Genomic DNA, 23,234 nt, shown 5'->3' on the forward strand with positions numbered 1-23,234 from the left:
GAGTCGTGTTTAAACGCGTCTCAAGTTCTGATGTTTTTTGAGTAGCTTCTTGAGCAGCGCGTGTTTGTTGTTCAAGAAGGTCGCTTAATCGCTGCTGCTCGGTGCTACTTAATTCTGTTTGTTGTTCTAATCTTGTCTTTAATTCTTCATATTGCGGTTTTAATGATTCAAGTTCTTGCGATAAAGCGCGGGCTTCATGTTGACTTTGAGCCAATTGCGCAGCTTGTGATTCAAGTTTTTCTTCAAGGCCACCAACCTGATCTCTGGCCTCTTGAAGTTGAGTAGCAATGGCATCTTGAGCTATTTTGTGTGCAGCATTTAAAGCGTCTAATTGAGCGGTTAGTTCTGCTTTATCCGCTTCATTTTGTCCAGAAACTTGTTGGATTTGCGTTTGTAAGCGCTCTACTTCCGCTGTATGAGCAGTAGTAAGCGATAAAGCTTCGGCTTTAAGACGCTGAAGTTCTGTTTGGGCAGTTTCTAATTCAGCTTGAATTGAATGTTGCTGCGTTTCACTCGCTTCAGCCCGTGCAATTTGAGTGTGAAGTGCGCTGGTAGTTGTTGCTAATTTTCTGCCTTCTTCGGCTATGCGAGTCTCGATGTCTCTGATTTTTGCATTGAGCTCGAGTGTTGCTACTTTTACTGCGGATGCAATGCCGCTGTTCCGAGTCAGTTCGTCAATTAGATCGTTTAGAGCACCTCGTTCTTGTTTGGTGACTTCGCCTAGAATTGCAGGTAATTCTAAGTTGACTTTGCGTTCTTGAATTTCGCTTACTTGTGGGGATACTTCAGCTAAGAGATGTTTAAAATAATCTTTCGCTGCAGAACGTTCAGGTGCTTTTTCTGTGAGTTGTTTAAAGAGAAGTTGTTTGTAAGGAATCGAAAGGGCATTGTTTTGTAAGAGAGTCCTTAATTCTTCTGGATTCGTGTCTGCTTGCTCAAATAACCAAACTTTATTCACCAACAGAGCAATGATTCTAGCTTGCTGTTCTGGCTTGCTTGCTTTGGTGTAATCCTTGCTGATTGCATCTAATAGTTCAGAAACAATTCGGTATTGGACTGTAGTCACTTCTTCAGTGGCTAAGAAGTTTTGTAACGGATTTAGTGGATTGGGATTACTGAGTAAGGTGATGAGAATGTTTGTGCTTTTTTCTCCACAACGTTGCCGTATGGCATCAAGTATGGAAGGAAGTTCTTGTAACTGACCTTGTTCTAAGCAGTGATTTAGAATATTTTTGCCATCAGCATCGGTTTGAAGAAATAGGGCTTGCCATTCCTCTTCAATAAGTCCTGCTTTATCCCCCAATGTCAAAAGTTTTTCCATGCCAGTATAATTACTAAACTGGGTAGTAATTAATAGTGGAAACGCTGTCGTATTCGCTGGCGTGTGCAGCAAGAATGATTTTGCCAATTCAGTGTTAGCTTCTAAAGCGCTCCAGTCTATAGAGCCGAGGGTGGTTTCGTCTCTTAAAAACAAATGATACGGTGAACTGTCATCCGGCGGGTAGGTGGTTGCAACGATTGTTTCTGGAGTTATGATATTGTCGGGATAACGCGCGTTGTAACGTTCTAATAGCATTTGATAGCAATCTTGATGGGATAAAAGCGCTGCTTGGTGGAGCGCTTTTAATAGTATTGGCTCATATCCAGGTTCTTCGGGTAATCGATCGAGAATTAATTGCAGCTGCTTTAAATTATGATTACGAATAACAATATGGAACGTATCATTTGACCATTGAATGTGCTTTTGAGTAGGGAGTTGATCTTGTCCAGGCCCATATTCTTGGGTTAATAAATCAAAAATGGTTTTATCTTCTGCCCCAGCTTTTTGCAAAGCTTCAATCAGAGCGCTAAAGACTTCGGTTTGTCCTTGTTGTAACGAAAAGTGAAGTAATCCTTGATCGTGCACATGTTCATAAAAGGAAGCGTTATCTGCATCTACTTTGCTTAATACCCCTTGTAAAATAATCCTTTGATTCAGAGCAATGCCGGTTTTTAAAAGATGAGAATAAGGAGCGTCCTCGTTAAAGCATAAATTCTCTAAATCATTAGAAGTGAACGCATTATTTAAGATGGCTAAAGATTCTTGTTGTTGAGCGGCGCTTTTTGAATAAGTAAAAAGAATGTCTAGCTCACTTACACCAGATGTCGTTTTTTGTAACAAATCATTGGCTGAGGGCGCGGGCTTATCTTTATATTTAGCAAGAATTGAATTCAGTAACGCTTCTTGGTTTAATGAAGCAAGATAATCTTCGTTGTGAAGTTGTTGGAATTGTTCAATGCAAGACGTTGCTTTTTTAAATTGCTCTTGCAACGCTTCTTTGCTTAAGCCTTTTCCATTTGCCACGGCTTGATGAACGGTACTTAAAATCTCATCAATACGATCAATAATTTCTTGTTCTGCTGCGGTGGGCGTTTTCTTTTGAGTGCATTGTGCGCGTAAAGCTTTAAGATGGCGATAGAGGTGTAATGGCTCTCCTTCTCTTGGATTACCCGGAATATACATAACCCCATCTGTTTGAGTATAGGCTTGACCAGTGGCTAAGTCTTCCGCTGTAATTTCATCTACAGCAAAGAGTTGATTAAATTTTTCTACATCAACAATTGTTAATCCTTGAGGATCTTGATCAGCAATGTCTAACACTTGGGGAACGACATAATCTGAAAGCACACGCCCACGCACCAGAGCAAAGTAGGCTTGGCGATTGCAAATCCCAAAAGTCATGGCGGTTAAGGCCCAGTTATCCATGGTTGGATCATTGGAAGTAAATCTTGTATTTAAAGTGGAATCACGCTCACCTGTAGGCAAGCCGGTTTTATTTCGTTCTTCACCTAATACTGTGGGACTAATATAAGGAAGTGTGCCATTGCGTGCGCCATGTAAAATTTCGAGGGTTGGATTGACACCAAAAGAAAAACCTTTGGTGTCTGGGTTATAGCGAACAAACCGTCCTTGCGGATCGGAGCACTGGTGTTCACCTAATGTATACGTTAAATCTGTACCAAATAATTCTTTAAAAATGATTTCTAATTGATGGTCTGTGGCGACTTCCTGAGGTATAACCGCAGGATCCACCGCTCTTTCAAACCCGCCGGTGGCCCAGTCTATGAAACGGACGGAGTAATGACCATTCGCATCGCGTTTATATAAAAAATTTTCAGGCTTAATGTCGTTATGGGCAAATCCTAGTGCGTGAAATTGTTCTGCTTCGTGTACTAAGGCCTCAGAGAGGGCTAAGCGGTTCTCAAGGGTTGATAAATTATGGTAATCAGGTCTTATAACAGGGTTATGATAGGCCAAATCTGTTTTACTATAACGATTAAACGCTTGGCTTGCGGTATCAGCTAAAGTATCGCCTTTAGCTCTGGCTGTTAATATTTGATATTGTCTAAGGGTTTTGGTTTTCTTTTCTTTCTCTTTAAGCCAATATTGTGTGCCTCCTGAAAAAGAATCGCGACTATTTTGTTCGGCTGATGATAAGGTTTGTAGAATATCGCTTTCAATGCGATATAACGGATCTTCTCGTGATGTAATAGGCCTGCTACGTAAGTTTTCACGCAATTGATTTTCGAAGGCTGGCGTTGCATCGGTTGTGAGAGCATATCCTTCTTTGATGACTCGATTTAATCCAGTTAATAACCCTTCCACTTCTTTAACTGAACCATATTGACCTACACCTAGAAGCCTTGAGTGGGTAAAAAGACGCTTGCGGTGTTTTAAGCTACCGTGCGTTGTGGCGAATCCTTCGAAAGGGGCAATTATGCCTCGGCTACCGCCATAGGAAAAAATTAACTCACTTGCACCAGGCGGTTTAATCAATGAATAGGGCAGTTTGGTTCGACCGATATCAATTAAAACCTGCCTTGTTTCACCGGTGAGACTCGTGAGTTTAACCTCTTGGCGACCGTGAGATGAATGAAGAATTTTAAACTGATAATCCGCTAAAGATTTGGGCTTAATCTCTTCGGCGATTTGTTTGACGACTGAAAAATAGGCTTCCTCTTCGGGTTTAGATAAAACAGGCTGGCCGCCTTTAGTGCGCTCATGTAATAGCAGAAATTCGTCGATCATGGCATCCATGTCTTGATTCATTTCTACTATTTCTTCGGCGCTTAGTTTTAAGGTTTGTGACATGGCCTGATATTCATCCCGGAATAAAGCTTTGAGCATGGAGTTTGTTGCGGCAGTTGATTCAAAAGCGGCATGAAACGTCTCAATTTTTCGGATGCGTTCGGCGTTGGACATAAGCATTGTTTTTGCTTTTCTAACAATGGAACGAACCTCTAGAGGGACATCTTCCTCATTTTTTTCAGCCAATATAATAAAATGCTGGCTTACGGTTTGCTCTAGATCAGAGAGTTTCAAAGCGTCCATTGGAGCGCGTTCCAACTCGCTAAAAATTGTCGTTAAGGATTCTGGAGAGGGTGGGGAATAGGAATAAAATCGATGTAATTCTAACAATTTTCTTAATAACAGTTCTTCGCTTAATCCGAGTTGTAAGTCACTGATTGTACGTGAAGGCACAGATTGTTTGACGTTGTTCAGTGCTTCAGTAAAAGAATGTTTTATGGTTTCATCCTCAGGGAATTGAATTTGCGATTCAATCTCAGCTAGCGTTTCGCCCTCAAAAGAATGTGTCACAATTGAACGTTTAATGGCTTCTAAATCAAAAGCAGTACGTGCAATCGATTCGGGACTTCTTCCAAATCCTCCGCCATCAAGAATTGCATTTAAGATTGTTTGGATTGGGGTATCTAGGTAAAAAAAAGCTGCTTTTATTTTACCGTCTTGGCCAACGGTAATCACAGGCTTTTCTATTTCAGCCTGAAACGCATCTTCAAGAATTTTTAATACTTGGGTATAAGCTTTCGTACCTTGAACTAAAGGATTGCTTTTGATGCCAAGAGGAAGTTTTGCATCTTTTCTTTGTCTAAACGCCTCACGAAAAGCCATTTCTAGCTTTTGTTTAGGAAATACGCGATTTTTTACTTCAGAGTGAATTTTGAATTTTCTATCATGATTCAAGATTCTTAGTTCTTCTAACTTATGAAATTCACGTTCTGATTCATCGCTTATAGTGAATAATTCAGTGTCTTGAATTGTTCTTGCCCACAATAAATCCCGTTGCATATTTGCTTTGCGTTTTTCTATGTATTCGCGTCGATCGCTTTGTCCAAATCGAAGTTTGTGAAACAAAGCACGTATTTCTTTCGCGGATTCGATTTGTTCATCGCTATCCCAAGGATGGTGTTGAAGGTGTAATGCTTCACTTACTGCAAAGAGTAATTTACTGATCGTCTGACCATCGGAATTTTGATACTCACTTAATTCATCAATAACATCAGAATTCCCTACTTCTGGCAGGAGATGATGTAGTTTTCGCGTGAAGGCAAGATAATCTGGATGCCTTGCTTCAGTTAGCTTAATGGATTCTCTATGTATTAATTCGAATATACCCATTTGGATAAGGTGCTGACTTTTCGTTTTTAACGCTGGTTCTTTACTGGTTTGATAGGTTAATAAAGCTTGATTGACCATATCCTGAATATTGGCAGTCGACAGACTGGCAAGCTGTTGTTCTTGTTCTTTTTGATCTAACTTTGAAAGAACCACACTATACAGCTTTGTTTGGATTGCTTTTATCTCGGGTGGCGCATCGGATAAAGTTTCGTCTAAATGGGGTATATTACGAAAATTGTCAGCAAAGATTTCAATAAATACATCATCTAGTTCTATCTCGGCATCAAGGTCTATGCCTAATTGCGAAGCTTCCTTCCGTATATTTCCAATACGAGATTGAATGCTTTTAATTTGGCTCCCAATCTTTTCTTTTACTAGGGCTAGTTGCTTATTAGCGATAGGGTTGCCTTCAATAGTCTCTGGAAGCTGACTAAGTAGCTCCTGTTGTGATTGTTCTTCGGTATTTAAATCTTTAAGGGCGTACGCCAACAAAACCTGTTGTAATCGTTTTGCGGGTTCTGTTGCAAAATTAATTTGCTGAATGCCGATTATAAAGTGTTTACAAGCTGTCATTATGCACCCACAATGGAGTTTTAAATTGATTAAGATTCCTTAAGTTTAGTAGAAAATACTTAAAGTTATATTAATTGATCAAATTGAAAAGATCATTTTTTCTGTAGGATTGAATGGAATGCTTATGTTTAAGGAAAAATAGTTGAAAAAAATGACCAAATATATCTCTATTTCAATTCGTGGAATGTTTTTCTCTATCGCTTTATTTTTAAGCGCAAGCTTGCTGTTCGTCATTCAACCCATTGCTGCCAAAGTCTTATTGCCTGTGTATGGCGGCTCACCGGCTGTATGGACGGTATGCATGCTTTTTTTTCAAGGACTTCTGTTAATTTCATATGCCTATGCATGGGGATTAAGTCGATTAAAGGGTCGGCATACCTGGAAAATCGTTCATGGGGTAATCACAGCCCTCAGTCTTATTTATTTGCCACTAAAAATAATCCCAAGCTTGGAGTTGGGTACGCCTGAGTTACAAATATTAGTTACATTGGCTCAAGAGATGGGATTGCCGTTATTGGTGATTGGGGCTTCTGCGCCATTGCTGCAGTTTGCATTTAGTCTGACTGAAGGCGAACAAGCCAACGATCCATACTATTTATATGTTGCAAGTAATCTAGGAAGTTTGATCGCTCTGGTGACTTACCCATGGTTTATTGAGCGTTACTTCAACATACCAGAACAATTTAAAACATGGACCATCATTTATTTATTGTATTTGGGATTATTGTTGTTTTTATTCTTGAAGATCCGGTATAGGCAACCGCCAACATTACCAAAAATCAATCGTTTGGTTACTTGGCATCAAAAAATGATATGGATTGTTCTTAGTTTTATTCCTTGCAGTTTAATGTTAGGCGTTACGTTTTTTATTACAACCGATATAGCTGCCACGCCTCTCCTTTGGGTTATCCCTTTAGCCCTCTATTTGCTTTCGTTTATCATCACGTTTGCCAGGCGACCAATCATTTCACATGCTTGGGTGAGCCGTAATGTCTTATTTGTGCTTATTTTCCCGATTACTGGGTTTATTTGGGGATCATCGCTTTTACCGGTTTTATTGCTCATGGTGTTTCATCTAACAGGGTTTTTCATGATTGCGTTATTGTGCCATGGTGAATTAATTCGGCGCCGTCCTCCAGCAAGAGAGCTTACCACGTTTTATTTCTGCTTAGCCCTTGGAGGCGTATTGGCAGGGTTATTTAACGCACTGCTTGCCCCAGTCATTTTTTCTTATCCCTATGAGTATCCGTTAGTGATGTTGTTAGGGCTATTGTGGATTCCAATACATCGAGAAAAGCCAGAATGGAGTACTCCTGTACTGGTTTTAATTTTATTAATTATCCATATATGTTTACCTTCAGAAGGGAGCTTGGCGTGGATTAGAAGATACGACGTGTTAGAACTGTTGGCATTAAGCATCATTGTTATTTGGCCTAGGAGTTCAAGAGCTTTGTTCATTAGTTTGTTCATTTTATTTGTTTTTATTTTTATGCCCTGGTTTAAATCGCATGAGGTTTTGATGCAAAAACGCAATTTCTATGGCATCAAGCAAGTGTCTGCTCACGAGGGAGTTCACGCCTTAATTAGCCACAGTACCATTCATGGATTTCAGGTCATGGGCAAAGAAAAATTAAATGGCTCCATCGCCTACTATGGAGCAGTTTTACCCGTCATGAAAACTATTCAGAATCAAAAAGAATCCATGCGGGTTATGGTTTTAGGCTTAGGCACAGGCATTATGGCTTGTCAATTTCGCAAACAAGATGAGTTGGTGATCGTTGAAATTGATCAACAGGTCATTGATATTGCTAAAAACCCTAATTTATTTACTTATTTATCTGAGTGCAAGCCAGACGCTAAGATCATCCAGGCTGATGGGCGTCTTGCGGTACAACAGGCTCGTGATCAGTCTTTTGATGTTATCGTGATGGATGTGTTTAATTCAGACGCTATCCCGATTCATTTATTGACCCAGGAAGCTGTAAATACCTATCTTAAAAAGATTAAACCTGAAGGAGTTATCTTATTTAATATCAGTAACCGCTATCTTAATTTGTTACCCATTTTGACCGCCGCTGGACGCAATAATGATTTAATTGTACTGCATAAATTTCAACCCGCTGTGAATAGGTTAGGCCAACTTTATTCCGAGTGGGTTATGCTGACAATGAATGAAGCCATTGCTTTTCAGTTAATGAGCAAAGAAGGCTGGCGTTTTGTAGCGGATGATAACGTGGTGCATTGGACGGATGATTACAGCAATATTATTCCTCTATTGAAATACTGATGGCTGTAATAATTGTGATCAGTTTTTTCACACAGTCCAGACAGGGTTGTCTTGTCTTGAAAAAATACTCATATTAATTATTCCTTAATCTTTTTGTTTTATAATTGTCATATTAATTATATTTCAGATAGATGAGTGAATGATTAATAAAAAACCAACACTTCTCTCAACCTTAGAAGAGCTCGTAAAATATCTTGAAGACGATCTTAATGCTGTGACGCCAAATAGCATTTATAAGAAGAGGCTTTCCGACTTTCAAAGAGATTTACGTGAAACGTATATCAATGAGACTCGTGAATTGCAAAATGAGGTGACTCGAGTTTTAACCGCTGCAAAGATTAAACCCAAATATTGGGGGCGTTTTGTAAATGCTCCAATAACAGGATATGAGTTTTTAAATGAGCTTCTTGAGTTGACTCATGATTTAGAAAAAAAATCTCGAGTTAATCACTTTCTTAACGAAATCAAACAAATTAAAAAAATTAGAACTCGGCGCCTTATGGATGTTCTCACGGTTGTTCTTGTGGGAGTTGCTTGGCTTGCTCCGATTTTTGTGACTCAAACTACAGCAATTTTAAAAGCGCTACCTGTCTTGGGTCTTGTCTATACCCTTGGGGTAGCCGCGTATAGTTTTTATCAAACCCATAAGAATAAACGTTCTTTTTTCATGGAAAAATTTATCGATAATTTCTTTTTGCTGAGCAACTCAGCGATTAATATCGCTAGACATGCGATTCTTATAGCCGCTGCAGTCACGATTAATCCCATAGCGGCAATTCTGTCAGTTGTTGCTTCATCTATAAATGTACTTCACCAATTCGTAAAACTGAATTACATGCAAAGTAAGCTAAAAGAACATGGTTCAATAAAAGAAAGTGATACGCTCGCTCAAAAACAAATAAAGACTCGCCTGCGATCTAAATCTTCAAAGATGCGAAGAGACATAATAATAAATTTAGCTGCCGCAACCGTGATGCTTGGTATCATCGCATTTTGGAGCTTTACCCCTCCTGGTCTAATCATTAGTGTGGTTGCTGTATCTGCCATTATTGCTGTTGCAGTGCTTAAAAAATTGGGATGTCGAATCAATGCAAAAATTACTAAAAAGACATTGATGCAAACATTCAAAGACATAGAACAGGCAGAGGTGAAGAAAGACCTTGCCAGCCAAAATGTCGCAGACCATGTAGAGGCGTTAGATAGCACGACTAAAATGACTCTTGAACTTGGACGCAGTGCTGAAAAAGAGGGTGATTTTATAGAACTAGCCAGGGTAACTTACCCGCCAGTTTTAACCCCGACCCCAACGAAAGGTTCGAATCAAAAAGACGCTATCGAACCCTCTGAAATCAGGGACCGCCCTTTTTCTAACCAGAAAAAGTAATTTTATTCTGATAGATGAACTTAAATGGTTGTGGCTAAATTTCCCTTACTTTCTAACCAAGCTTTGCGATCACTAGCACGTTTTTTTGCCAGCATCATATCCATTAACGCCATGGTTGAGGCTTCATCGTCTAGCTCTAATTGGACCAGACGGCGAGTATTGGGATCCATGGTGGTTTCTCTTAATTGGGTGGGGTTCATCTCTCCTAATCCTTTGAAACGTTGGACATTGATTTTTGCTTTACTGGTTTCTGATAAGCGCGACATAATCCTCTCTTTCTCTTCATCATCTAGAGCGTATTCAACCACTTTTCCAGCATCAATGCGATAAAGGGGTGGCATAGCGACATAAACATGGCCGGCTTTCACTAACGGTTTAAAATGGCGTAGAAAGAGCGCGCAAATTAATGTTGCAATGTGTGCGCCATCTGAATCCGCATCTGCGAGGATACATATTTTGCCATAGCGTAGACCCGTTAAATCATCACTGCCGGGATCAACCCCAATTGCTACAGAAATATCATGAATCTCCTGAGAAGCGAGCACTTGCGTTGACTCTACTTCCCAGGCGTTTAATATTTTTCCTCGCAAAGGCAATATGGCTTGGAAATCTTTATTCCGAGCTTGTTTCGCAGAGCCGCCCGCAGAATCTCCCTCGACTAAAAATAACTCCGCTTGATTTAAATCCTGCTGCAAGCAGTCGGCCAACTTGCCGGGAAGAGCAGGGCCCTGATTGACACGTTTTCGAGCGACTTGCTTTGATTGTCGAAGCCGTTTTTGTGCGCGCTCTATCGCCATGCTGGCAATTAATTCACCCTGAGTGCGGTGTTGATTTAGCCATAAAGAAAAAGCATCTTTAATCACGTTGCTGACAAACGCAGACGTTTGTCTTGAACTGAGGCGTTCCTTGGTTTGCCCAGCAAACTGAGGTTCTTTCATTTTAACGGAGAGAACATATTGACAGGGTTCCCATAAATCCTCAGCGGTAATTTTTACTCCGCGTGGAACTAAATTTCTTAACTCACAAAACGAAGAGAGCGCATCAAATAAACCTGCACGTAATCCGTTGACGTGTGTGCCGCCTTGGATCGTAGGAATTAAATTGACATAACTTTCACTGACATTAGGATTGGAGCCAGAAGACCAAACTAATGCCCAGTCGACCGCAGCTTCCTCGCTTTTAAATTCACCGCTAAAGGCTTCCTGGGGCATGAAGTCACTGGATTCTAGGCATTGATACAAATAGTCCGTTAAGCCTGCTTCGTAGCACCAATGTGTGGTCTCATCGGTGATCTTGTTGATGAAGGTCATTGACAGGCCAGGGCACAACACTGCTTTTGCCCGTAAGGCGTGAACTAATTGCTTAATCGATAAGCGGGTGGTGTCAAAGTATTTTGCATTAGGCCAGAAACGGATAAGCGTCCCGGTGTCGCGCTTTTTAGTGACGCCCACTTCGTTTAATTCAACTTGTTTTTCACCATTGGCAAACGCCATCTGGTAGATAATTCCATTACGCTTGATGGTAACGTCGAGCTTTTCGGATAACGCATTGACTACGGAAACGCCAACCCCGTGTAATCCACCAGAAAAGTTATAATTTTTATCTGAAAATTTACCGCCAGCATGAAGTCGAGTCATGATGACTTCAACGCCACTTAATCCTAGTTGAGGGTGTAGATCAACCGGCATACCTCTACCGTTGTCTTCGACTTCAATAGAGTTATCTTGGTGCAAGGTTACCGTGATGGATGAAGCAAAGCCTGCAAGCACTTCATCGACGCTATTATCAATAACTTCTTGCGCTAAATGATTTGGCCTTGCTGTATCGGTGTACATGCCTGGGCGTCGCTGCACAGGCTCGAGACCACTTAGTACTTCTATCGCTTCGGCAGTGTAATTATCAGACATAATGCCAGAACCTATGGTTAAATCGATAGTTTAGCATAAATAAGGAACGAAAAAATCGTATGAGCAAAAATGGCAGCAATTCGCTATTTGACGCTTTTTAATTAAACAAATTAGCCGTCCTTGCGAACGAAGTGAAGCAATCCAGCGTCGTTTGTTTCGAATAAGGCCACTGGATTGCTTCGCCTGCGGCTCGCAACGACGCTACAGGCTTGGTGGTTAATTAATGAGCGTCAAATTGAGAATTGCTGCAAAAATGGCCAGGACCGCCGCATAAAAATCGTATATATTACTCCACTATGACTGGCGGTAACTTATTTGCATAATTGAGCGGTTTTTTGGCAAGCTCGATGGATGCATGAAGGGCGGTTTTCAAAAACGCGTCCGCTAAAGAGGAAGTTCCTGCGGCCGTTGGAGTTCCTCGTTCGCAATCTTCGCCAATCTCGCGATTTAAAGGCAGTTGTCCCAATAGGTTCGTCTGATAGTTTTGGGCTATTTTCTCGGCTCCACCAGAACCAAATAACGGTTCCTCATGACTGCATTTACTGCATTGATGAAGCGACATATTTTCTACGACGCCAAGCACATCAATGCTTGTTTTAACAAACATTTTAATCGCTTTCTCTGCGTCTAATGTTGCTACGGTCTGGGGTGTGGTAATGATGATTGCACCGGCTAACGGAATTTTTTGTACCAGGCTTAATTGAATATCGCCAGTACCAGGCGGTAAGTCGATGAATAAATAATCTAAATTCCCCCAGTTTGTAATGTCTAACAGCTGCAGCATGGATTTAGCGAGCATAGGGCCTCGCCAGATTAGTGCCGGATCATTTTGGGTTAAATACCCAATGGACATCGCATGAATCCCATGGGCTTTAACCGGAACATAGCGATCCTGTTCAACTTGGACAGGGTCCGACTCGCCTAGCATTAAAGGCACGCTAGGCCCATAAATATCTGCGTCCAAAAGACCAACTTCTGCGCCAGAACGTGCGAGTGCCGCGGCAAGATTAACCGCTACGGTTGATTTCCCAACCCCGCCTTTACCGGAGGCAATAGCAATGACATTTTTAACCCCGCGTAATCCCATGCCTGGCAATTGAGTTTTATGGGCTTTAATGGCGCTTTCTACGGTTACAGACACGTTAAAATCAGGGAGAGCCTGCTGTAAGGTTTTTGTTAAATCCTGAATTAAAGCCTCTTTCACTAAATCAATAGGAAAGCCTGCGATTAATTTAAGCGTCAATTGCTTATCTTCTAATTCGATGATGGGCTTAACAGGTAATTTATTTAACTTTAGTCCCAGTAAAGGAAGGGTTGACTGGTTTAAAACGTCATTAATGGCTGCTTCAAGGTTCATAGTTACTGCTCATTAAAAAGCGCTCATGATACTCTTTATGGGACGGTTTTGTCATGTGCTTCAAAATTCCCAAGAAATCCAATGCCCACTTGCAAGATAATACAAGCCACATTCGATTGGCTCTTGAAAGCGGGCAGATAAGATACGAGCATACTGATTCACTTGTTCTTTGTGTTTATTGATAGAAATCGAATCTTCAAGGCCTGTTTTGAAATCAATGATCCATCGTTTGCCGTTATCCAGAAACGTTCTATCAATAATTCTTGTGGCCGTTTCTTCACCTTCTGCAATGATCAGTTCGTATTCATTTTTCTCGTGTTCATGCGCTGAAATTAACCATTGTCCTAATGGTTCAGTAAAAAGGCGACTAATTTGGGATTGAAGTGGATGAAGAATGGCGGCTGTTTCATCTTGAGTAAATCCATGGCTTAAACAATAGTGACTAACTATGGACCAAGGCACCGCGTCGATAGTCAGGGGGTGATTTGTGCAAATCCATTGCAATAATTCATGAGCGGCTATTCCGATAAATCGCGCGCGATTTATCGTTTCATTCAGATGAAGATTGCTATAAGGACTTTCGCTGAACTCAAGGGCGGTTTGATAATACTCAATGGGCAAATGATAAAGGGTCGGCAGTGTCGTTGCATGATCTTTTGGGGTATGCTCCTCATCATTCATGCTGCCATGCACTTCAAAATGAACATGTTGTAATAAATGACGAAACGATCCTTTTGAGATGCTTTTTTCATGATCGCTTAAGTACAACCTTTTTTTGGCGCGGGTCACTGCGACATAGAGTAGCCGTTGAGTCTCATAGAGCTCTTTTTCCTGGTCTAACTGTTGTAAGTAATCATACACCAGACATACCTCTTGGTGCGCGGCTTTCATCGGAGATACCAGCAAGAGATCCCGATGTTCCGTTGGCAGCCTTAGCCATCGTAAGAGCGGTTTATCGGAGGCTTGTGACTTAGAACTTAAGCTCGGTAAAATCACGGTATCAAATTCAAGCCCTTTCGATTTATGAATGGTCATTATTTGCAATCGAGAAGGCGTAACTTGTTTGGAATAGAGTTTATTGAATTCTTCTGCAAATTGCTCCCAGTCATTTATCTGCCCATGCGCTTCAAATTGATGAACTAATAACCAAAACTGCTCAAGATCAGCTTGTTCAGACTCTGATAATAATACGTCCATATGAAGATTGGATAGTGTGGTTGTAATCCATTCTACTAACGTATATTGATAACGCGTGTTTAAAGCTTGGTGCAACACGTGATAGATAAATTGGCAACGTATTTTCCCTTCCGTGCTAATTGAAGGAATGTGTTCAATTTGAGATAAAGCAAAGTATATGCTTTTTGCTTTGGCAAACGTTGCTAAATGATGTAAATCCGACAAGGATAACCCACACCAAGGACTGCGTAAAAACGAAAGCCAAGCAAGTCGATTAGCAGGCATCAATAACGCTTGCGTTAATGACCAAACATCACGTAAATGGGGTAAATTAGCTAAGGGGTCAATATCAATACCCTGGAATGGAATATGATTCTCACGAAGCAAACTTATAATGTGCCGAAGCTGGGTTCTTGAGCGAACGAGAATGGCAATGTCGTCTTCGGGATAGGTTTCTAATTCTTTCTTTGCAATCGCTACAATCGCCTGAGCTTCCTGAAGCGCGTCGGCGTTTTGTAGGGTTTTTATAAAGCTCTCTGAACTGGCGGGGTGAGTTTTTTCAGAAGCGTGAAATTTAACCGCCCCCGATTCAATGTCATCGGTTTGAGGAAAAACACGACGAAATGAGTCGTTAACCCATTCAACCACGGTGGCGCTTGAACGAAAATTACACTTTAATTCTAATGGCGTAAGTTTAACCGTACCCATCCCGAATTGCTGAGCTCTAAGAAATAAGCCAACTTCCGCAGACCGAAAACGATAAATGGATTGCATTGGATCACCCACCACAAACAACGTTTTCCCATCGCCAGGGAGCCATTCTTTGACTAGTTTTTCTAATAATTCAAACTGCTGAAGAGAGGTGTCTTGAAATTCATCGACCAGTAAGTGATGAATTTGATGATCGAGATACAAGGCTAAATCCGTAGGTGCTTCTTCATCACCAAGGGCTAACAGGGCTTGTTGTGAAATCGCTGCAAAATCCACTTCATTGGCTTCGTTAAATGCAAGTTGCAGGTGCGCGGCTAGCAGAGGTAACAGGGTAAATAAAGCTTGTAACACTTCCCACTGATGTTCATTGTATTGCGGGTTGGGAAGATTTTTTACGCGTTTTAGCGCTTCTAAAAATTCCGGAAACGTAATTAACTGTTCAAATAACGCGTCACTTCCTGATTTTAATTCCTGATAAAGCGCACTGCTACATACGCCTTTTTTTAAACCCACAAAATGATCAAACCTCTTACGTAAGGCCCCTTGTGTTGTTAATAACAAGCCAGCGAGCGCCGCCGCTTTGAAACGATCCAGCTCATTAACATTAGACCATTGACTAAGATGCTCTTGTGCCAAGGGGGGGGAAGATTCCAGCTTCGACAGTTGCTGGACTAATCTCATTAATTCATCCCAGCATTCATTCGGTAAGCTTTGGCAAAATCGCGCTAACTCATGCTGCTCAATCCATTCTAGTGCTTGTTCATATTCAACTTTGTCCTGGAGCTTGGCTTGGTGGACGAGCGCTAACCATTGTTCTCGGTTGGCTAACAACTCAGAAAATACATCTAATAATTTTTGAGGTTGGTTGTCTAAATGCTGCAATAATCGCTTTAGAGGAGGGTGATAACTTGAATGTTGTAACGCAAAGTCTAAGCATTTTTTTGCAGCTAAAGTATAGTATTTTTGCGGCTTATCGCAAATGGTTGCAAAAGGGATTTGTTTATCCTGTAAGGGAATGGCTTGTACTAGGCGCTGGCAAAGGGAGTCAATGGTTAAAATTCGTAATCGGCTTGGTTGTTGGAGGAGTTGCCAGTTTAGTGTGTTGTCCTGTTCTAACGCTTGACAAGCATAGTCATAAGTTAATTGTTGGTGGGCGGATTGCGGCGATGTGTTGCTTTGAGCTTTTTGTAACGCGATTAAAATACGTTCACGCATTTCATTAGCCGCTTTGCGAGTAAAGGTTAAGGCGATGATTTGCTCAGGCGCATGAACGGTAGCCAATAATCGCAAAAAGCGTTGGGTTAAAATTTCTGTTTTTCCTGAGCCAGCCGGAGCTTGAACAATAAACGACTGGCTAGGGTCGGTGGCTAGAATTCGATGATTGCTGTCCGTTAACATCACAGTTGCCTACTTAGTACGACTTCCTCCGCGGGTGGTCGCAGGTTGTAATAAGAACTCATGCAATGCCCATAGGCGCCCGTATTGGCAATTAATATAATATCGTTTTCCTGAGTCTCTGGCAGTAATCGGTCATGGCCTAAGGTATCACCCGATTCACAGATAGGGCCAACGATATGGGCAAAAGATGTTTTTTCTTCCTCTAAGCGAGATAAATTCACAATTTCATGATAGGAGCCATATAAAGCCGGACGTAGTAAAGAGTTCATACCAGTTTCAATGCCAACAAATCGCACTTTTCCTTTTTCTTTGCATTGAGTTACTTTAGCAAGTATGACCCCGCTTTCAGCCACAAAATATCGCCCTGGTTCTAGCCATAATACTAGGTTGGGGTATTGTGATTTAACGGCTTTTAAAGAAGCATCAAGAGCTTGAAGATCCAACGGCTTCTGACCTGGTTTTTCAACAATGCCTAACCCACCGCCTAAATTTAAAATCTTAACTTCAGGGAATCGTTTTGCTTCTTTTGCCAGCATAATGGCTGTTTCTTGCCATAAGTCAGGGAATAAAATCCCGCTTCCTGAGTGAGCATGGAGCCCTATAATATGAATATCATGCGTTTCAGCAAGCTTCTGAACGGCATCTAAGCAATGTCTAGGAATGCCAAATTTTGATTCATTTCCTCCGGTGCAAACGTATTTATGATGCCCCGCACCAACCCCTGGGTCAATTCGAATAAGAATTTCTTTTCCTTTAAACACTTCTGGCCAGTGCTCGAGAGGATATAAACTATCCACCGTGACGTAACATCCTAGCGACAAGGCATATTCATATTCATTTCGAGCTGAAAAGTTTGGCGTGAATAACAATCGATTGCGTGGAAAATCAGGGAACAGCTTAAGAACATGCTTTAGCTCCTGAATCGAAACGCATTCAAAGTTAATTCCTTTCTCATTTAATGTACGCAATACCGAAGGATGGGGGTTCGCTTTTATGGCATAAAATAATTGATCAATTGCGCCTGCTTCTAACAATTGTTCGGCTTTTTCTGCTTGTATTTCCGGATTATAAACATAGCAGGGGGAGTGCTTGGCCGCCAGGGATAATAACTGTTCTCGTTCTTTTTCCCACCATTTTAAGGTCGGTTCGGGTTGCTCGCCAAACTCTTCATGCCAACTTTTGGAGTAGTAGAAACTTTGCGGATTATTTTCAATCAGCAACGCATGTAATTTTTGGCATAGCTTATCGGCTTGGGATTCCTCCACCACAAACGTTAAGTTCAAGTCGTTGGAGGCCAAAGACATCAGATACACTTGTTGTGCTTCAAAAACTTCGAGGGTAGGGCCCAGTTGGGGGAGAACGGTACGGATACGGTGTCCGACTAAACTAACCGCACTGCAGGGTTCAATGACTTTGGCGCGACCAAATTGATTTAAATCGTTAATAAGCGCATCCAATGCGCTGCGATCACGCAGTTTCGCGTTTACATCTAAAGACACGGTGACGTTAAATTCTGATGAAGACAGCAAATCGACCGAAAAACCGTGTTGTTTAAACGTAACGAATACATCGGCTAAAAAGCCCACTTGTTGCCACATATTCAAGGTGTCAATCGAGATTAAGGTAACGCTGTGCTTGGCCAAAATCGATTTAATTGGTGGTGCGTTATCATCACTTTCCTGCGAGATGCGCGTACCATGATGTGCGGGCATACGAGTGTATTTTACTGCCATTGGTATTCCTGCGCGTCGGACAGGAGGTAGGCAATTGGGATGAAGTACTTTGGCACCCATGGAAGCAATTTCCTGAGCCTCATAATAATTTAATTGCTTAAGCAGTCTGGCGTGCGGCAGTTGATGGGGATTGGCAGTGTAAATTCCTGGGACATCCGTCCAAATTTCACAGAGGCTTGCGTCTAAAATAGCTGCGAGCAAGGCAGCCGAGGTGTCTGAACCCCCTCGGCCAAGAAGCACGGTTTCCCCTTCACCATTTGAAGCAATAAATCCTTGCGTAATAATAGCATCAGCGCTGCTATTTAGAAGCTCTTTGGCAAGCGCGGGGTTAGATACTTCAGCGCATCGTGCCGCAAGATAATTAATTGTTTCCCCACCTGCAATAGGGGTTGAAACTAAAGCCTTACGCGCATCCAGCCATTGGCAATGAATATTTTTAGTATTTAAAAAGGCATGACCAAGCCGGGTCATCATTAATTCCCCGAGGCTTAGTATTTTCGCGCGAGTTTTTGCTGGCGCTTCTTTAAGAAGTGCTATCCCGGTTAGCAATTGCGACAGTTGGGTTAGTTCCGTTGTAATTAAATCAGGATTGACCTCTAGTGATTGAGCAAGGTTAAAATAGTTTGTTTTTAGCTCGGTTTCTAACGTGTGGTGCTCATCCAATAATGCCGCATCAATCATTTTCTCAAGCATATTAGACGCTTGGCTTAGGGCAGAACAAACAATAATTGGCTGAGCATTGCTTTCCATGTGCTTAAGGGTAATTGCGGCGATATGCTCCCAATTCTCTCGAGAAGAAACACTAGTGCCCCCAAACTTGGTAATAACTTGGCGCATGATAATTCCGTGCAAAATTAATGCAGATTAGCATGGACTAGATAGGCGATACAAGCGTTTCAAATATCGTTCTTTGACACGAATGACCCCCTTAAATTTTAGTAGCCTGGAGAGAGCCGAAGGCGTAATCTAAGAGTGGGCATGGATGATCAATACAGCTATCGCCTTACACAGACTTCCATAGGAAGAAAAATAAAATTTTACCATCATGGGCGATTAATGCCTGAACAATATAATTTATAAACAGTAGCTTAAGATATTTTGCCTGAATAGTTTGAAAAAACCTTTCATTCATTTATTATCAGTTTTCATTAATAGTTTTTGGATTACATCTTAGGAGTAGGGAGTGAAGAGAATGCAGACACCACGTAGAAGTTACCTAAGTACCGCCATCCTAGCAGCTCTAGCCAGCAGCGCGGTTAATGCCGGCGGATTTTCCTTATATACAGAAGGAAGCGGTGCGGCGATTGGCAATTATGCAGCCGGTATTGCTGCAGAAGTTGCAGACGCTTCCATTGGTTGGTACAACCCTGCGGGCTTAGTGTTTCTTGATAAAGAACAAGTTGTATTAAGTGGTGTTGGCGTTTTTCCTAGCACAAAATTAAGTGGGACCAGCACGTTCTCCACTACGGGTTTGCCTCCATACATTCAAACCTTTAGTGGATTAGAAGCTTCAAAAGATGCCTTGGTTCCAGCCTTTCATTATGCCTTGCCTTTGAACGAGCGCGCGGCCTTTGGTCTTAGCGTGGTTTCTCCTTTTGGTCTTTCTACAGAGTACTCCACAACGTCTCCTGTTCGCTACGCGGCTACCTTTACGGAGTTATTGACGGTTAACTTATCCCCTGAGTTTGGTTATAAGTTAACAAATAATTTCGCTGTAGGAGCTGGGTTGGATTGGCAATGGTCGCAAGTAAAATTCAATCGTATGTTAGGCGCTCCAACGGCATTACAAGCCACATTAGTTGCACCCACGGGTTTAGATTCGCTAAGTTACAATAAAGGGCACTCTACTGGTGTAGGCTTTCATGCTGGGGTACTTGGCATGTTTAATGAGCAGCATACCCGAGTTGGTTTAAATTACCAATCGAAAATGCATCATGTGTTCCGTGGGTTTAGTGAATTGCGTGGTCATTTAGCTGACACTATTAATCCTACCTTTACCGATGCGCAAGCTGTTCTACGTAGCGATGGTTTATTTAGCAATGAAATTCATTTCCCAGAAGTGATTACCTTAAGTGGTTATCACGATGTAAATGAGAAGTTGGCGTTATTAGGCTCCGTCGTATTCACGGCTTGGAATGTCTTTGAAGAAACACAGCTCAATAACGTGGCTGGTTTACAAGTTGTAACCAACAGCACCACCGCTCAACACTATAGAGACGCTTGGCGTTTTGCCGTTGGGGCAAATTATCATGTGAATGATCAATGGATGATGCGAGCTGGTGGTGGCTATGATCAAACCCCAACCGTTGATGCTGAACGTGATGTAAGATTACCTGATGCTAACCGCTGGGCTCTATCTATAGGTTCGCATTACCAGTATAACCCTGCATTAGGGTTTGATATTGGTTATACCTATCTATTTGCTGGAAATGAAACGACTGTAAACAAGACTGATTTGCTTGGTACAACATCTTCCTACAATGTGGATGCTCGTGCAAAGCCGCATGCTAATTTAGTTGGATTACAAGCCGTTTGGACAATCGATCAGGAAGTTGTTAAGACGAAATAATGAGTAAGCCCGCCACAAATTGTGGCGGGTTCATTTTAAGCTTCTTTAGTAAAGACAATTTCACCTGGTTTCACAACCGTCATTTTATAACCATTTGCGCTTAATACTTTAGGATTAATGTCTCCATTTTTGAGGTTCATTTCAACAATCCCTAAGGTGGTTTGCGGTACGGTATTCAATTTAATTTTAGCCGGACAAATACCTGGTTTTGGTGTGTTCATGCATAAAATTCTGACAGAAACCCAACTAACCCGTTTCACAGCCCCTGGCTCTGTGGGCTGCTGCGGTAAATCCAGATTTGGCCCTAAAAAAGCTTGGGTTTGTACATCGGTGTTATTATGACTCACTAATTCAGACGGAGGAATCGCAAACGCGATCGCCGCTGATAAACTCAAAGAAGCGCCAATAAGCGCTTTGGTAAATCGTGACATAAATCTTCTCCTGATTAACAAATGGAATGCACAATAGCCCCTCTAATATAGGGGATTGTGTCTTAGGAAACAATCCCTAAGCAAAGAGCTACTCTGGAAAGGATAGAGCGAAGCTAAGGCGCAATCTAGAGATTGCGGTTTGCATCCCTGATTCATTATATCTCTTAACAACACCTGAAATAAAGTTTATAATGAACATTTTGTAAAATGAAACGACAAGATTTTTATTTTGAATTACCTGAGAACCTCATTGCTCAATATCCGTTAGATAAGCGTTCTGATTCTCGTCTCTTAACTTATTGCCGCAGGCAAAACGATTTTGCTCACCACCAATTTAAATCGGTGGTCGATCTGCTTGAACAAGGCGATCTGTTGGTGATGAACGATAGTCGGGTTATCCCCGCTCGTTTTTATGGCCACAAACAAAGCGGAGGTAAGGTTGAGTTTTTGGTGGAGCGTATCATTGATTCGCATCAGTTTTGGGCGCATATTAAAGCGAGCAAATCACCAAAAGCCGGAACTCTGATTGAACTCGACGAAGGATGGAAGGTTGAAATCCTCAACCGTGATGATGATTTATTCTTATGTTCCGTGAATGGTGATGTTGATTTGATGTTGCATCAAATTGGACATATGCCGCTTCCTCCTTATATTAACCGCAATGATGAAACCTTAGATCTAAATCGTTATCAAACGGTTTATGCACAACATAACGGCTCAGTTGCAGCCCCTACGGCGGGCTTACATTTTGATGAGCCGTTACTGGCGGCACTTAAAGAAAAGGGGGTTGAAATTGGTTACTCAACCTTGCATGTTGGAGCGGGTACATTTCGCCCATTGCGTTGTGATGATATTCAAGATCACAAAATGCACCGTGAATTCTTTACCATAAGTGAAACGCTAGCGGATGCTGTTAATTGTGCAAAACAAGAAGGTCGTCGTGTGATTGCAGTTGGAACAACGTCGCTAAGAAGCCTTGAGAGTGCAGCAGTCAACGGTAAACTTAAAGCGGAAAGCCGCGACACAGATATTTTTATTTACCCAGGGTATTCTTTTCAAATTTGTGATGGATTAATAACGAACTTTCATTTACCCGAATCCACGCTGCTCATGCTTGTAGCAGCCTTTATTGGTTATGAGGCAACTATGGAGATGTATCGCATCGCAATTGAACATCAATATCGATTCTATAGTTACGGAGATGCCTGTTTATTATTGTAACTCGCTGCTAACGTTTTTCTTTTATCGTAGCTGCTCTCCCCCTGACGACTTCCTGCGGCTTGACCGCAGGATCCAGCGATGTAGAAAGATTCCTGGATCTCACGATTAAGCCGGGGGAGGTGAGCTGGGTGAGCAGTTATCTTTTATCCTAGGTTTATTATGGAACATAATCTATGAGTCAACACAAAACGTTTGAAACAACTCAATTTGTCCCGATTATCTCTACCGAGGCGGGGAGCGCATTAACGGCTGAAAGTTGGGCAAACTCTGGGATTCAGTTGTTGTCTTGCTCATTAGAAACTTTGTTAATGAAACCAGGGTATGACGCGCTGTTAACCTTACCTTCTCTTAAGAACTATTTAGGTGCGCCAACTCAAATTGTATTAAATGCTTCATTACCTCAAGGAAAACGCAATGTATGCTACACGGTTCGCTCCACTTATGATGGTAAGATTACTCGTCTTAGTCTTGAACAATTAATTACCTTAGCCTGCTCTTTAGAGCCGGATATTCTAATTTTGCCTACTCTTTCAAGAAGCCAGTTTGAATCGATTCAATCTCTTTTGCCCAATCATAAGCCAATTTTTCTCTCATTATCGGATTCTAAGCTGCCTCCTCAATTTGGTTACTATCAACAAGTTGATGAGAATGAATCTGCAGATAATTTTCAGTTACAACACTTCACTAAACCCAGTTATTTATCGGGGGAATTTAGCCTTGATGAGCTGAAAAAGCTTGATGAAAAAGGGGTATCCTATCTGGAGTCGGATAAACCGGCTTTTGATGCCTTGCATGGTAGGCTTTACACAGAAGTAGGGATGCTTGATATTACAGAAAAGGCCAACGAATTTGATTTTGAACCAATTGATGAGCATTGCACTTGCACCAGTTGTTATGAAGGATTAACACGTGCCTATTTTCACCATTTATTCGCTCAAACGCCTCTTTTGTGTCAGCGCTTGTTAATCGAGCATAACATTCATTATACAAACGCCACGTTGGCAGCAATCTTCAGAGGTTAGTTCACTA

11 protein-coding genes are annotated in these 23,234 nt (G+C 41.6%); 5 read left to right on the plus strand and 6 right to left on the minus strand.

Features of this window, described 5'->3' with window-relative positions; all coding sequences use genetic code 11:
* A partial coding sequence (locus E1O47_RS10245; protein WP_133131164.1) for a CCDC158 family protein occupies positions 1–6,031 on the minus strand: 6,031 nt, incomplete at its 3' end.
* Between the two features lie 151 nt (positions 6,032–6,182).
* On the opposite strand from E1O47_RS10245, the gene E1O47_RS10250 reads away from it, so the two are divergent.
* Both E1O47_RS10250 and E1O47_RS10255 read left to right on the plus strand, forming a co-directional pair.
* Positions 6,183–8,318 (plus strand): spermidine synthase, encoded by a 2,136-nt coding sequence (locus tag E1O47_RS10250; RefSeq protein WP_341272537.1) that lies wholly within the window; start codon positions 6,183–6,185, stop codon positions 8,316–8,318.
* A gap of 139 nt (positions 8,319–8,457) precedes the next feature.
* Complete coding sequence (locus tag E1O47_RS10255) at positions 8,458–9,702, plus strand: hypothetical protein (RefSeq protein ID WP_133131165.1); 1,245 nt, start codon at positions 8,458–8,460, stop codon at positions 9,700–9,702.
* A 20-nt stretch (positions 9,703–9,722) separates the two neighbouring features.
* Here E1O47_RS10255 and parE read toward each other — a convergent pair whose 3' ends face one another.
* The 4 genes from parE to E1O47_RS10275 all read right to left on the minus strand — a co-directional run bounded on the left by parE (position 9,723) and on the right by E1O47_RS10275 (position 18,821).
* Positions 9,723–11,609 carry a DNA topoisomerase IV subunit B gene (gene parE / locus E1O47_RS10260; protein WP_133131166.1) on the minus strand — a complete coding sequence of 629 codons (1,887 nt, stop codon included), beginning with the start codon at positions 11,607–11,609 and terminating at the stop codon, positions 9,723–9,725.
* Positions 11,610–11,895: 286 nt separating this feature from the next.
* A complete protein-coding gene (gene apbC, locus E1O47_RS10265) occupies positions 11,896–12,966 on the minus strand; it encodes an iron-sulfur cluster carrier protein ApbC (protein ID WP_133131167.1) in 1,071 nt (356 codons plus the stop codon).
* 60 nt (positions 12,967–13,026) lie between these two features.
* Entirely contained in the window at positions 13,027–16,251 is a 3,225-nt protein-coding gene (locus tag E1O47_RS10270) for a UvrD-helicase domain-containing protein (protein WP_133131168.1), read from the minus strand.
* Positions 16,251–18,821: a bifunctional aspartate kinase/diaminopimelate decarboxylase gene (locus tag E1O47_RS10275; RefSeq protein WP_133131169.1), complete on the minus strand. Its 2,571-nt coding sequence runs from the start codon at positions 18,819–18,821 to the stop codon at positions 16,251–16,253. Before E1O47_RS10275 ends, E1O47_RS10270 begins: the two co-directional genes overlap by 1 nt.
* 346 nt (positions 18,822–19,167) lie before the next feature.
* Between E1O47_RS10275 and E1O47_RS10280 the strand changes: the two genes are divergently transcribed.
* On the plus strand, positions 19,168–20,553 hold the full coding sequence (locus tag E1O47_RS10280) for an OmpP1/FadL family transporter (RefSeq protein ID WP_165475100.1): 1,386 nt from the start codon (positions 19,168–19,170) through the stop codon (positions 20,551–20,553).
* Between the two features lie 35 nt (positions 20,554–20,588).
* Here E1O47_RS10280 and E1O47_RS10285 read toward each other — a convergent pair whose 3' ends face one another.
* On the minus strand, positions 20,589–20,984 hold the full coding sequence (locus E1O47_RS10285) for a hypothetical protein (protein WP_133131171.1): 396 nt from the start codon (positions 20,982–20,984) through the stop codon (positions 20,589–20,591).
* Positions 20,985–21,191: 207 nt separating this feature from the next.
* Here E1O47_RS10285 and queA point away from each other — a divergent pair, with 207 nt between their 5' ends.
* Positions 21,192–22,205, plus strand: a complete 1,014-nt coding sequence (gene queA, locus E1O47_RS10290; protein WP_133131172.1) for a tRNA preQ1(34) S-adenosylmethionine ribosyltransferase-isomerase QueA — start codon at positions 21,192–21,194, stop codon at positions 22,203–22,205.
* A 173-nt stretch (positions 22,206–22,378) separates the two neighbouring features.
* The gene (locus tag E1O47_RS10295) at positions 22,379–23,227 is read left to right on the plus strand and encodes a tRNA-guanine transglycosylase (protein WP_133131173.1); all 849 of its coding nucleotides are present in this window, start codon (positions 22,379–22,381) and stop codon (positions 23,225–23,227) included.
* The last annotated feature ends 7 nt before the right edge of the window (positions 23,228–23,234 follow it).

It is taken from the genome of Legionella yabuuchiae (genome assembly GCF_900640115.1).
GTDB classification, from domain to species: domain Bacteria; phylum Pseudomonadota; class Gammaproteobacteria; order Legionellales; family Legionellaceae; genus Legionella_A; species Legionella_A yabuuchiae.